This window comes from Microcella sp., from assembly GCF_040286215.1.
In the GTDB taxonomy this organism is placed as follows: Bacteria; Actinomycetota; Actinomycetes; order Actinomycetales; family Microbacteriaceae; genus Microcella.
Window position 1 is genome coordinate 233,221 of sequence record NZ_JAVKCK010000017.1, and the last position, 13,333, is coordinate 246,553.

7 protein-coding genes and 1 tRNA gene are annotated in these 13,333 nt (G+C 69.0%); 6 read left to right on the plus strand and 2 right to left on the minus strand.

The annotated features are described in order from the left end of the window. The first annotated feature begins 54 nt into the window (after nucleotides 1-54). The 3 genes from gltB (at nucleotide 55) to pyk (ending at nucleotide 7,601) form a co-directional block, all read left to right on the plus strand. Nucleotides 55-4,632, plus strand: a complete 4,578-nt coding sequence (gltB, locus tag RJQ01_RS08910) for a glutamate synthase large subunit (protein ID WP_350476370.1) — start codon at nucleotides 55-57, stop codon at nucleotides 4,630-4,632. Next, nucleotides 4,625-6,082: a glutamate synthase subunit beta gene (locus tag RJQ01_RS08915; protein WP_350476371.1), complete on the plus strand. Its 1,458-nt coding sequence runs from the start codon at nucleotides 4,625-4,627 to the stop codon at nucleotides 6,080-6,082. Before gltB ends, RJQ01_RS08915 begins: the two co-directional genes overlap by 8 nt. A gap of 61 nt (nucleotides 6,083-6,143) precedes the next feature. Then, nucleotides 6,144-7,601 carry a pyruvate kinase gene (gene pyk / locus RJQ01_RS08920; protein WP_350476372.1) on the plus strand — a complete coding sequence of 486 codons (1,458 nt, stop codon included), beginning with the start codon at nucleotides 6,144-6,146 and terminating at the stop codon, nucleotides 7,599-7,601. 27 nt (nucleotides 7,602-7,628) lie between these two features. On the opposite strand, the gene RJQ01_RS08925 is transcribed toward pyk, so the two are convergent. Continuing rightward, nucleotides 7,629-7,711 (minus strand) — tRNA-Leu (locus RJQ01_RS08925). A gap of 47 nt (nucleotides 7,712-7,758) precedes the next feature. On the opposite strand from RJQ01_RS08925, the gene RJQ01_RS08930 reads away from it, so the two are divergent. Beyond that, nucleotides 7,759-8,406 carry an ANTAR domain-containing response regulator gene (locus RJQ01_RS08930; RefSeq protein ID WP_350476373.1) on the plus strand — a complete coding sequence of 216 codons (648 nt, stop codon included), beginning with the start codon at nucleotides 7,759-7,761 and terminating at the stop codon, nucleotides 8,404-8,406. A gap of 28 nt (nucleotides 8,407-8,434) precedes the next feature. Here the strand turns inward: RJQ01_RS08930 and RJQ01_RS08935 are convergent, their stop codons facing one another. After that, complete coding sequence (locus tag RJQ01_RS08935; RefSeq protein ID WP_350476374.1) at nucleotides 8,435-8,860, minus strand: hotdog fold thioesterase; 426 nt, start codon at nucleotides 8,858-8,860, stop codon at nucleotides 8,435-8,437. Nucleotides 8,861-8,908: 48 nt separating this feature from the next. Here RJQ01_RS08935 and polA point away from each other — a divergent pair, with 48 nt between their 5' ends. Further along, on the plus strand, nucleotides 8,909-11,566 hold the full coding sequence (gene polA / locus RJQ01_RS08940; protein WP_350476375.1) for a DNA polymerase I: 2,658 nt from the start codon (nucleotides 8,909-8,911) through the stop codon (nucleotides 11,564-11,566). Nucleotides 11,567-11,576: 10 nt separating this feature from the next. After that, the gene (locus RJQ01_RS08945) at nucleotides 11,577-13,250 is read left to right on the plus strand and encodes a DUF885 domain-containing protein (RefSeq protein ID WP_350476376.1); all 1,674 of its coding nucleotides are present in this window, start codon (nucleotides 11,577-11,579) and stop codon (nucleotides 13,248-13,250) included. Nucleotides 13,251-13,333 lie beyond the last annotated feature (83 nt).

The window sequence follows — 13,333 nt, forward strand, 5'->3', positions numbered from 1 at the left end:
TCGGGCCAGCGACGTCCCGTACGCCTCCAGTATCACCGTGAGGACGGTTCTTCCATGGCTTCAGCCTCTCCCTTCCAGCGGTTCTCCGCCGTGCCCTCGGCGCAGGGCATGTACGATCCTTCGCGCGAGCACGACGCGTGCGGGCTCGCCATGGTCGCCACGCTGAGGGGCACGGCCGGGCACGACATCATCCAGGCCGCGCTCGACGCACTGCGCAACCTCGAGCACCGCGGTGCGATCGGCTCCGATGCCGGCACGGGGGACGGCGCGGGCATCCTCACCCAGATTCCCGACGAATTCCTGCGCGCGGTCACGCCGTTCGAGCTTCCGCCCGTGGGTCGTTACGCCGTGGGCATGGCCTTCCTCCCGACAGCTGATGATGAGCGGCGCACCGAGAAGGCCGAGATCGAGCGCATTGCGAACGAGGAGCACCTCGAGGTTCTCGGCTGGCGCGAGGTGCCCATCGATCCCGACAATATCGGCGCACTGGCGCGCGCCGCGATGCCGAGCTTCGAGCAGCTCTTCCTGCGCTCCCGACTGCACGACGACGAGGGCGCGCTGCGCGCCGGCATCGCGCTCGACCGCCAGACCTTCCGGATGCGCAAGAGAGCCGAGCGCGAGCTGGGGTCCTACTTCCCCTCGCTGTCCAGCCGCACCCTCGTCTACAAGGGCATGGTCACCACCCTGCAGCTGGAGCCGTTCTACCCGGATCTCAGCGACACGCGCTTCGCCTCCAAGCTCGCGCTCGTGCATTCGCGCTACTCCACGAACACCTTCCCCTCGTGGCCGCTCGCGCAGCCGTTCCGCATGATGGCCCACAACGGCGAGATCAACACGGTTCAGGGCAACCGCAACTGGATGCGCGCCCGGCAGTCGCAGTTGGAGAACGAGGTCTTCGGCAACCTCCGAGACGTGTTCCCCATCGTGACCCCGGGTGCGAGCGACTCCGCCTCCTTCGACGAGGTCGTCGAGTTGCTCGAGCTCGGCGGCCGCCCCCTGCCGCACGCGATCATGATGATGGTGCCCGAGGCATGGGAGAACCAGGTCGACATCGACCCTGACCTCCGAAGCTTCTACGAGTACCACGGCATGCTCATGGAGCCGTGGGACGGCCCCGCCGCCCTGACCTTCACCGACGGCGACCTCGTGGGCGCCACACTCGACCGCAACGGCCTTCGCCCCGGGCGCTTTCTCGTGACCGACGATGGTCTCGTCGTGCTCGCGAGCGAGATCGGTGTGCTCGACATCGACCCGGCGACCGTGGTGCGGAAGGGCCGACTGCGCCCCGGCCGCATGTTCCTCGTGGACACCGCAGCGGGACGGATCATCGAGGACGACGAGATCAAGCGCGAGATCGCCGGCTCCGGCCCGTGGGGAGAGTGGCTGGAGACGCAGCGCATCAACCTCAAGGACCTCCCCGAGCGCGAGCACATCGTGCACACTCCGGCGTCGATCGTGCGGCGGCAACGCACCTTCGGCTACACGGAGGAAGAGGTGCGCGTTCTCCTCAGCCCGATGGCGAAGACCGGCGCTGAGCCGCTGGGCGCCATGGGGTCCGACACCCCGATCGCCGTGCTCTCTGATCGACCGCGGCTCATCTTCGACTACTTCACTCAGCAATTCGCGCAGGTGACGAACCCGCCGCTCGACTCGATCCGCGAGGAGGTCGTCACCTCCATGCGTCTCGGCCTCGGGCCGGAGCGCAATCTGCTCGCGCCGACTCCGCGGCACGCTCGCCAGGTCGTCCTCGACTTCCCCGTCATCGACAATGACGAGCTCGCGAAGATTCAGCACATCGATCCGCGGCCGGGCAGCTCGCTCACCACGACGATCCGGGGGCTGTACCGCGTCGATCGAGGGCCCAGGGCCCTCGAGAAGAGGCTTGCCGCCGTGTGCACGGAGGTCGACGACGCGATCGATGACGGGGCGGAGTTCATCGTGCTGAGCGATCGCGACTCCAACGCGGACCTCGCGCCGATCCCGTCGCTGTTGCTTCTGTCGGCCGTGCACCACCACCTCATCCGCTCCGAGAAGCGCATGCGCGTCGGCATCATCGTCGAGGCGGGCGACGTGCGGGAGGTGCACCACATCGCGCTGCTCATCGGGTTCGGCGCCTCCGCCGTGAACCCCTACCTCGCGATGGAGACCGTCGAGAATCTGGTGCGCTCCGGCATGATCACCGGGCTCACCCCCGAGGCGGCAGTGGGCAACGTCATCAAAGGTCTCGGCAAGGGCGTGCTCAAGATCATGTCCAAGATGGGCATCTCCACCGTGAGCTCCTACGCCGGAGCGCAGGCCTTCGAGGCCGTCGGACTCGATCAGGACTTCGTCGACCAGTACTTCACCGGGACCACGAGCATCCTCGGTGGGGTGGGCATTGAGACGATCGCGCGCGAGAACGCGGCGCGGCATGCCGTCGCCTACCCGCCGAGCGTTCCCGTGAACCCGCATGAGCGCCTGCAGACCGGCGGCGAGTACCAGTGGCGCCGCGAGGGCCCCCCGCACCTGTTCAACCCTGAGACGGTCTTCCGCCTTCAGCACGCGACGCGCGCCAAGCGCTACGACATCTTCCGCGAGTACACGCGGTCTGTCGATGAGCAGTCTGAGCGGCTCATGACCCTGCGCGGCATGTTCCGACTCAAGACCGGTGAGCGACCATCCGTCCCGCTCGAGGAGGTCGAGTCGGTGGCCTCGCTCGTCACGCGCTTCACCACGGGTGCGATGAGCCTCGGCGCGATCAGTCCCGAGATGCACGAGACTCTCGCTATCGCCATGAATCGTCTGGGAGGGCGCTCGAACACGGGGGAAGGCGGCGAGTCGACCGAGAGGCTGCTCGATCCGGAGCGGCGCAGCGCCATCAAGCAGGTCGCGTCCGGCCGCTTCGGCGTCACCAGCATGTACCTCACGCACGCGGACGACATCCAGATCAAGATGGCGCAGGGAGCAAAGCCTGGCGAGGGCGGCCAACTGCCGTCCAACAAGGTGTATCCGCTCATCGCGCGATTGCGGCACGGCACGCCGGGCGTCGGGCTGATCTCCCCGCCGCCGCACCACGACATCTACTCCATCGAAGACCTCAAGCAGCTCATCTTCGACCTCAAGCGCTCGAACCCCTCGGCGCGAATCCACGTGAAGCTCGTGAGCCAGTCCGGCATCGGCGCGGTCGCGGCGGGTGTCGCGAAGGCGAAGGCCGACGTCATTCTCGTCTCCGGCCACGACGGCGGCACGGGCGCCAGCCCGCTGAACTCCCTCAAGCACGCGGGCACCCCGTGGGAGCTCGGCCTCGCGGAAGCGCAGCAGACGCTCATGCTCAACAACATGCGCGACCGCGTCACCGTGCAGGTCGACGGCCAGATGAAGACCGGCCGCGATGTCGTGATCGCGGCGCTGCTGGGCGCCGAGGAGTTCGGCTTCGCCACCGCGCCGATGGTGGTCTCCGGCTGCATCCTCATGCGGGTGTGCCACCTGGACACCTGCCCCGTAGGAGTCGCGACTCAGAATCCGGTGCTGCGGGAGCGCTTCACCGGCACTCCCGAGTTCGTCGTGAACTTCTTCGAGTTCCTGGCCGAGGAGGTGCGGGAGTACCTCGCCGAGCTCGGCTTCCGCACGCTCGACGAGGCGATCGGCCGCACCGAGCTGCTCGACATCGACCGCGCTGTGCACCACTGGAAGGCGGACGGCCTCGACCTGCGCCCGATCCTCGAAGGTCCCGTCTTCTCGGACGACGTGCCGCGCATCAAGACGGTCGAGCAGGATCACGAGATCGACGAGCACTTCGACAACGAGCTCATCCGCCTGAGCGGCGACGCGCTCGAGCGCGGGCTGCCCGTGCGCATCGACCTTCCGGTGCGCAACACCGCGCGCGCCGTCGGCACGATGCTGGGCCACCAGGTCACTCTGCGGCACGGAGAGGACGGTCTGGCGACCGACGCCATCGATGTGACGCTCACCGGCTCCGCCGGTCAGAGCCTCGGCGCGTTCCTTCCACACGGCATCACGCTGCGGCTCTTCGGCGACAGCAACGACTACGTCGGCAAGGGGTTGTCCGGAGGCCGAGTGATCGTGCGCCCGCACCGCGAGAGCGTGTTCCACGCCGAGCGCAACGTCATCGCCGGGAACGTGATCGGCTACGGGGCGACAAGCGGCGAGATGTTCATCCGCGGGATCGTGGGCGAGCGATTCCTCGTCCGCAACTCCGGCGCCATCGCGGTCGTCGAGGGCGTGGGCGACCACGCCTTGGAGTACATGACCGGCGGCACGGCGCTCATCCTCGGCGAGACGGGCCGCAATCTCGGGGCCGGAATGTCCGGAGGGACGGCATACGTGCTGGGTCTGGTGCACGAGCGCGTCAACCGCGACGCGATCGAGTCGGGCGAGCTGGCCCTGCGACCGCTCACCGACGTCGAGCGCGAGGAGGTCGCGGAGCTTCTCCGCCGTCACCGCGACGAGACGGAGTCGGCACTCGCCGACCGACTGCTCGACGACCTCGCGACAACGCTGGACCGCATGACGACGGTGATGCCGCGCGACTTCGCGGCGGTCATCGAGACGCGGCGCACCGCCGCGGACGAAGGGCTGGATCCGGACGGCGATATCGTCTGGGAGAGGATTCTGGAGGTGACCGGTGGCTGACCCCCGAGGCTTTCTGACGACGACCGAGCGCGAGCTGCCACCGCGCCGGCCCGTACCGATCCGGCTCATGGATTGGAAAGAGGTGTACGAGCAGGGCGACCCGGCGCAGTTGCGCAGGCAGGCCGGGCGGTGCATGGACTGCGGCGTGCCGTTCTGCCACCAGGGCTGCCCGCTCGCGAACCTCATCCCCGAGTGGAACGACCTCACCTGGCGCGGTGAGGGCCGCCAGGCGATCGAGCGGCTTCACGCCACCAACAACTTTCCGGAGTTCACCGGCAAGCTGTGCCCCGCACCGTGCGAGGCGTCCTGCGTGCTCGCGATCAACCAGCCGGCCGTCACGATCAAGCAGGTCGAGGCGTCGATCATCGAGAACGCGTGGAACAACGGCTGGGTGCAGCCCATCCCGCCCGAGCGGCTCACCGGCAAGACCGTCGCCGTCGTCGGCAGCGGCCCAGCGGGCCTCGCGGCCGCCCAGCAGCTCACGCGCGTCGGTCACACGGTCGCCGTCTTCGAGCGGGATGACCGTATCGGCGGCCTGCTGCGGTACGGCATCCCCGATTTCAAGATGGAGAAGCGCCATCTGGATGCCCGGCTCACGCAGATGCAAGCCGAGGGCACCCGCTTCCGCGCCGGCGTGACGATCGGCCGCGACATCACCTGGAGCGACCTGCGCGACCGCTACGATGCCGTGATCGTCGCCACGGGCGCGCCTCAGCCGCGCGACCTGCCCATCCCGGGCCGTGACGCCCTCGGTGTGCACTTCGCGATGGAGTACCTGACGCAGTCCAATCGTGTGCAGGCGGGCGACGCGGTCGACGACCAGATCACCGCGGAGGGCAAGCACGTCGTCGTCCTCGGCGGCGGCGACACCGGTGCGGACTGCATCGGCACGGCCCACCGCCAAGGTGCCCTCAGCGTGACCAACCTCGCCATCGGCGTGCAGCCGCCCTCCGAGCGACCCTCCGATCAGCCCTGGCCCATGCAGCCGACGCTGTTCGAGATGCAGAGCGCGCACGAGGAGGGCGGTGAGCGCCGCTACCTCGCCTCGACGGTGGAGTTCCTGCGCAATGACGCAGGGGAGGTGCGCGCGCTGCGCGTTGCCGAGACGGAGTTCGTCGACGGGCGCCGTGTGCCCAAGGCGGGCACCGAGCACGAGATTCCTGCCGACCTCGTCCTGCTCGCACTGGGCTTCACCGGTGCTGAGCGGGAGACGCTCGAACCGCAGCTCTCCCTCCCCTTCGAGGAGCGCGGCACGGTGTCGCGCTCGGCCGACTACACGACGACCGAGCCGGGCGTGTTCGTCGCGGGCGATGCCGGGCGCGGGGCCTCGCTCATCGTCTGGGCGATCGCGGAGGGCCGCGCCGCCGCCGCCGAGGCCGACCGCTATCTCCAAGGCCGCAGCGACCTTCCCGCTCCGGTGCGGGCCACCGACCAGCCTCTGCGGGTCTAGACGGGCATCCCCCTTTCGCACTTCCCTTCTCCACCCCACCACCACCACAGTGAAGGAAGCCATGAGACGAGCAAAGATCGTCGCCACCCTCGGGCCGGCGACGTCGAGCTACGAGAACATCCGCGCCATCATCGAGGCCGGCGTCGACGTCGCCCGTATGAACCTCAGCCACGGCACGTACGAGGTGCACGAGGAGGTCTACGGCAACGTGCGCAAGGCCGCGGAGGACACTGGTCGGCCAGTGGCCATCCTCGTCGACCTGCAGGGCCCCAAGATCCGGCTCGGCAAGTTCGCCGACGGCCCTCATGAGCTCGCCGAGGGCGACATCTTCACGATCACCACCGAGGACGTGCTCGGCACGAAGGAGCAGTGCGGCACGACCTTCAAGGGTCTGCCGCAGGACGTGAAGCCTGGCGACTTCCTGCTCATTGACGACGGCAAGGTCAAGCTGCGCGTGCTCGACACGGATGGCACGCGCGTGCGCACCGAGGTCGTCGTCGCCGGCGCCGTCTCCAACAACAAGGGCATCAATTTGCCCGGCGTCGCCGTCAACGTGCCGGCTCTCTCGGAGAAGGACGAGGACGACTTGCGCTGGGGCCTGCGCCTCGGAGCCGACTACATCGCGCTCTCGTTCGTGCGCAACGCGAGCGACATCACGCGCGTGCACGAGATCATGCGCGAGGAGGGCGTGACGCTGCCCGTGATCGCGAAGATCGAGAAGCCCCAGGCGGTCGACGCTCTCGAGGAGATCGTGGACGCCTTCGACGGCATCATGGTCGCGCGCGGCGATCTCGGCGTGGAGCTTCCTCTCGAGGCCGTGCCGATCGTGCAGAAGCACGCGGTCGAGCTCGCGCGGCGGATGGCGAAGCCGGTCATCGTCGCCACGCAGATGCTCGAATCGATGATCAGCAGCCCCATCCCGACGCGGGCGGAGACCAGCGACGTCGCCAACGCCGTGCTCGACGGTGCGGATGCGGTCATGCTGAGCGGCGAGACGAGCGTGGGAGAGTTCCCCGTCATCACCGTCTCGACGATGGCGCGGATCGTCGCGGCCACGGAGGAGCACGGCCTCGAGCGCATCCCGCCCCTCGGCACGAAGCCGCGCACGCAGGGCGGCGCCATCACGCTCGCCGCCGCAGAGGTCGCGGACTTCGTGGACGCCAAGTACGTCTGCGTCTTCACGGAAGGCGGAGACTCCGCCCGGCGCATGTCGCGGCTGCGGTTCCGCATCCCGATGAAGGCCTTCACACCGAACCCGAACGTGCAGCGCCGCATGTCTCTCACCTGGGGCATCGAATCCTTCCTGGTGAAGAGCGTGACGCACACCGATGCCATGTATCGGCAGGTCGATGACGTGCTCCTCGGCCGGGGTCTCGCCGAGACGGGCGACAAGGTGGTCGTGATCTCTGGCTCGCCTCCCGGCATCTCTGGCGGTACCAACGACATTCGCGTGCACACCGTCGGCGACACCGTCGGCACGGAGCTGCCGGCGTGGATCGCCGGCGGCAGCGTCGAATAGCGCGGGCCACCAGCGAGGAGCGTGGTGTACCGGCTGTGGGACTCGAACCCACACGTCCTCTCGGACAACGCATTTTGAGTGCGCCGCGTCTGCCATTCCGCCAAGCCGGCCTGCCGCGTCGTGCGCGGCATGACGACGATACCGTAGGCTCGTGCGCGTGAGTGATCAGGAGCAGAGCACGTCAGCACCCCGGCGCGTCGTCGTCGCCGAGGACGAATCCCTCATCCGCATGGACATCGTGGAGATCCTGCGCGACAACGGTTTCGACGTGGTCGGCGAGGCGGGCGACGGCGAGACCGCCGTCGCGCTCGCGACCGAGCTTCGCCCCGATCTCGTCATCATGGACATCAGGATGCCTCAGCTCGACGGCATCGAGGCTGCCAAGCGCCTCAGCGAGAACCACATCGCTCCCGTGGTGCTGCTGACGGCGTTCAGCCAGAAGGAGCTCGTCGAGCAGGCGAGCGAGGCGGGGGCTCTCGCCTACGTGGTGAAGCCCTTCACCCCGAACGACCTGCTGCCGGCGATCGAGATCGCGCTGAGCCGCTACCAGCAGATCATCACGCTGGAGAGCGAGGTCGCGGACCTCGTCGAGCGCTTCGAGACGCGCAAGCTCGTCGATCGTGCGAAGGGGCTGCTCAACGAGCGCATGGGCCTGAGTGAGCCGGAGGCCTTCCGCTGGATCCAGAAGGCGTCGATGGATCGCCGCACGACGATGCAGGCCGTCGCGCAGGCCGTCATCGAGCAGCTCGCCCCGAAGAAGGACGCGCCGGCCAAGAAGGCCGCCGCCGAGCCGACGGACGACTGATCGCGCCAGCGCCGGGGCTGCCGGGACCCTAGCGGTCGCGGAGCAGGTTCGTCATGCGCACGGTCGACAGCCGTCGACCGTCGTCGTCGGTCATGACGATCTCGTGCGTGCACAGTGTGCGCCCCAGCACGAGTGCCGTGCAGGTGCCCGTGACCATTCCCTCGGTGATGGACCGGCTGTGCGTGGCATTGATCTCGATGCCGACCGCGTAGCGTCCGGGCCCGGCGTGGATCGCCGAGGATATGGAGCCGAGGCTTTCGCCGAGCACGACGTGCGCGCCCCCGTGCAGCAGACCGATCACCTGCGTGTTGCCCGTGACGGGCATCCGGGCGACGGAGCGTTCGGCCGACAGCTCGACGAAGTCGATCTCCATCTTCTGCGCGAGGGCGCCACCGCCGGTGGCGACGAGGCGCTCCACGAGCTCAGGGTCAAGGTCTTCGGGCAGTCGGGGCATCGGCTTCCTCTCGAGGCGGCGGTCGGTGCGCCTCGCTAGGCTGACCGCGTGACGGACTCCGAAAAGCCTACGCTCCTCATCGTCGACGGCCACTCGCTCGCCTTCCGGGCGTTCTACGCGCTGCCGATCGACAGCTTCGTCACCCGGGACGGTCAGCACACCAACGCGATCCACGGCTTCATCTCGATGTTCCTCGGGCTCCTGGCGAAGGAGAAGCCGACGCACGTGGCCGTCGCGTTCGACATCTCGCGGTACTCCTTCCGCACGCGCGAGTACCCGGAGTACAAGGGAACGCGCGGGGAGACTCCGCCGGAGTTCGTCGGCCAGGTGCCTCTGCTGCAGGAGGCCCTCGCCGCGATGAGCGTGACGACGATCACCAAGGAGGACTACGAGGCCGACGACATTCTCGCGACGCTCGCCACGCGCGGCGCTGCCGAAGGCTTCCACGTGCTCGTCGTGTCGGGCGACCGGGACACCATCCAGCTCGTCACCGACGACGTGACGCTCCTCTACCCGAACGCGCGCGGGGTGTCGGAGCTCAAGCGGTACGACCCCGATGCGGTGCGCGAGCGCTACGGCATCGCCCCAGAGCAGTACCCGGAGATCGCCGCGCTCGTGGGAGAGACCAGCGACAACCTTCCCGGCATCGACAAGGTCGGCGAGAAGACCGCCGTGAAATGGATCACGCAGTATGGCTCGCTCACCGGGCTGTGGGAGCACATCGACGAGATCGGGGGAGTGGTCGGCAACAATCTGCGCGAGCAGCGCGAGCGTGCCGAGCGCAACCGCCGCCTGAACCGTCTCGTCACCGACGTCGAGCTGCCCGTCGGGCCTCGCGACTTGGAACGGCGCCCGATCGACGTGCCGGCCGTCAAGTCGGTCTTCGAGCGCCTGCAGTTTCGCACCCTCACCGAGCGCGTGCTCAAGATCGCGGCGAGCGAGGGCGCGGTCATTGACGATGCGCCCCCCGCGCCGCGCGCTGACACGCCAGCGGTGCGCACTCTCGTCGACGAAGAGCTCGCGGCATGGTTGCGCACCGCGAGCGACGCGGGTGGCGACATCGCGGTCATCGTGGATGCTCCGCTCGGCGAGCTCGCCGCGATCGGGCTCGCGACCGCGACGGAGAGCGTGCAGGTCAACTGGGCCGCGCACCGCCCCGACTACGCGGCGCTCGAGGAGTGGCTCTCGAGCGACCAGCCCAAGGTGCTCGCCGACGCGAAGACAGCGCACTCCGTCCTCAGCACGCTCGGCATCCGCCTCGACGGGGTCGACTGGGATGCGAAGCTCGCCGCGTGGATCGAAAGACCCGGTGCGAAGTCCTACGCCCTCGCCGACCTCGTGCAGGGAGTGCTCGGCGACACCCTGCCGGAGGCGGATCCGAACCAGCTCGTGCCCGAGACCAGCGCTCTCTCGCCCGCGACCGCTGCCTGGTACCTGCACCGGCTGGTCTCCGCGCAGCGCGACACGCTCGTCGCGAGCAGCGCTGCCGTGCTGCGCGATCTCGACCTGCCGACCGCTCCCGTTCTCGCCGCCATGCAGCGCGCGGGCGTCGCCGTCGATCGCTCCGCGCTCGAAGCACTCAGCACCGAGCTGGGCGACGCGGCGGCCGAGCTCGCGCGGAACGCGTTCGCCGAGATCGGGCACGAGGTCAACCTCGGGTCGCCGAAGCAGCTGCAGGAGGTGCTCTTCGAGGAGCTCGGCATGCCCAAGACCCGCGCGACCAAGACCGGGTACACGACGGACGCGGCCGCCCTGGCTGATCTGCAGGAAGCGCATCCCCACCCCTTCCTCGGGCTGCTGCTGCAGCATCGTGACGCCACCAAGCTGCGCCAGATCATCGAGACGCTCGTGGCGTCCGTGCACGCCGACGGCCGCATTCGCACGACCTACGAGCAGACGGGTACGACGACCGGGCGTATCTCGTCGACCGATCCCAATCTGCAGAACATCCCGGTGCGCACGGAGGTCGGGCACCGTATCCGGGCCGCCTTCGTGGCGGGCGACGGCTACGAAGGTCTGCTCACCGCCGACTACTCGCAGATCGAGATGCGCATCATGGCGCACCTCTCCGGCGATGAGGGGCTCATCGAGGCGTTCCACTCGGGGGAGGACCTGCACCGCTTCGTGGGCGCCCGCATCTTCTCCGTCGACCCTGCCGAGGTGACGCCGGCCATGCGCACGAAGGTCAAGGCGATGAGCTACGGGCTTGCCTACGGGCTCAGCGCCTTCGGGCTCAGCAAGCAGCTGCGCATCCCCTCGGCCGAGGCGAAGCAGCTCATGAGCGACTACTTCGCGCGGTTCGGCGCCGTGCGCGACTACCTGCGCAGCGTCGTCGAGCAGGCCAAGGTCGATGGGTACACCGAGACGATCTTCGGTCGGCGCCGACCCTTCCCCGACCTCGCGAGCCCCAATCGCGTGCTGCGGGAGAACGCCGAGCGCGCCGCGCTCAACGCCCCCATCCAAGGTTCCGCCGCCGACATCATGAAGATCGCGATGATCGGCGTCGCGAACGACCTGCACGAGCGCTCCCTCCGCTCCCGCCTGCTTCTGCAGGTGCACGACGAGCTCGTGCTCGAGCTCGCACCGGGCGAGCGGGAGGAGGTCGAGAGCATCGTGCGCGACCGCATGGCCGGCGCCGCGGACCTCGCCGTGCCGCTCGACGTGCAGGTGGGGGTGGGGGCGGAGTGGGACGAGGCCGCGCACTAGAGTGAGCGCCATGCACGACGCCGCTCCAGTCCGCACTCCCACCCCCGTCGACGCCATCGCCGAAGGCTGGGTCTCCACCCTCGCCGAGCTCGACCCCGACGTCGCCGTGTACGCGGGCGTGCCGGGTCCGGTCGAGCGCTTTGCCGACTACTCGCCCGACGGTACGGAGCAGTTCGCGGCCGCCGCCCGCCGGGTCATCGCGGAACTCAGGGCCACCGAGCCCGTCGACGATGTCGACCGCGTCACGATCGCCGACCTGTCAAGCGAACTGACCCTGGCAGTGGAGCTGCACGACGCCGGCTGGCACGAGCGCGACCTTAACGTCATCGCCTCTCCGGCTCAGGGTGTGCGCGAGATCTTTGACCTCCTCCCGACCGGCTCGGTGGCGGACTGGGAGACCATCGCGGTCAAGCTCGGCAACGTCGAAGTCGCACTCGAGGGCTACGCCGAGACCCTGCGCCGGGGCATCCACTCCGGCCGTACGCCCGCCCTCCGTCAGGTGCAGCGCGTCCTCGAGCAGGCGCGCCGTCACGCGGCTCCCGGCGGCTTCTTCGCCGAGTTCGCCGAGTCGGCCTCCCCGGAGGGCGGCCTGCCCGAGACGCTTCGCGCGGCGCTCAATCGAGGGGCTGAGAGCGCCGCCGCCGCGTACGGGCGCTTCGCCGACATGCTCGAGACCGAGCTCGCCCCCGCGGCGACCGAGACCGATGCCGTCGGTCGCGAGCTCTACGCGCTGCACTCACGCCGCTTCCTGGGCGCCACGATCGACCTCGACGAGACCTACGAGTGGGGAGTCGAGGAGCTCGCACGCATGGTCGAGGAGCAGTCGCGCACGGCTGACCTCATCCTGCCCGGCGCGAGCGTCGAGGAGGCCATCGCGCACCTCGAGAGCGATCCGGCGCGCAAGCTCCACGGGCGGGACGCGCTGCGCGCCTGGATGCAGGAGCTCAGCGACACCGCCGTCGAGGAGCTCTCGCGCACCCACTTCGACATCCCCGATCCCGTCAAGCGCCTCGAGTGCATGATCGCGCCGACTCCCGGCGGCGCGATCTACTACACGGGGCCGACGGACGACTTCTCGCGACCGGGCCGCATGTGGTGGAGCATCCCTGAGGGGGTGGATGACTTCGACACGTGGCGCGAGACGACGACGGTCTACCACGAGGGCGTCCCCGGTCATCATCTGCAGATCGGCCAGGCCGTCTACAACCGCGGTCAGCTCAACTCGTGGCGCCGCCTTCTGGCCGGCACGAGCGGCCACGCGGAGGGGTGGGCCCTGTACGCGGAGCGGCTCATGGAGGAGCTCGGGTACCTCGACGACCCCGCGGACCGCCTCGGCATGCTCGACGGGCAGCGCATGCGCGCCGCTCGGATCGTGCTCGACATCGGTGTGCACCTCGGCAAGATCCACCCGCAGACAGGGGGGGTCTGGACGAGCGAGGACGCCTTCGCGTTCCTGCACGCGAACGTGAACATGAACGAAGGCTTCGTCGACTTCGAGGTGCACCGCTACCTGGGATGGCCCGGGCAGGCGCCGTCGTACAAGGTCGGCCAGCGCATCTGGGAGCAGTTGCGCGAGGCCGTCCGCGCGCGGGAAGGCGCCGCGTTCTCCACCACGGCGTTCCACAAGCGCGCGCTCGACCTCGGCGGCGTCGGGCTCGACACTCTCCGCGGCGCGCTCCTGTAGACCAGGCCGTTTGCCGCCCGCACACCCGGCAGGATAGGCTGGAGAGTCGTCTCTCTGACGATCATCCTGTCCGCATGCCCGGA

What these genes read in the sequence shown, in the direction of transcription:
- RJQ01_RS08945 (WP_350476376.1), top strand. Translation starts at nt 11,577, where the DNA reads ATGCACGACGCCGCTCCAGTCCGCACTCCCACCCCCGTCGACGCCATC.
- gltB (WP_350476370.1), top strand. Translation starts at nt 55, where the DNA reads ATGGCTTCAGCCTCTCCCTTCCAGCGGTTCTCCGCCGTGCCCTCGGCG.
- RJQ01_RS08935 (WP_350476374.1), bottom strand. Translation starts at nt 8,860, where the DNA reads ATGCCCCGACTGCCCGAAGACCTTGACCCTGAGCTCGTGGAGCGCCTC.
- pyk (WP_350476372.1), top strand. Translation starts at nt 6,144, where the DNA reads ATGAGACGAGCAAAGATCGTCGCCACCCTCGGGCCGGCGACGTCGAGC.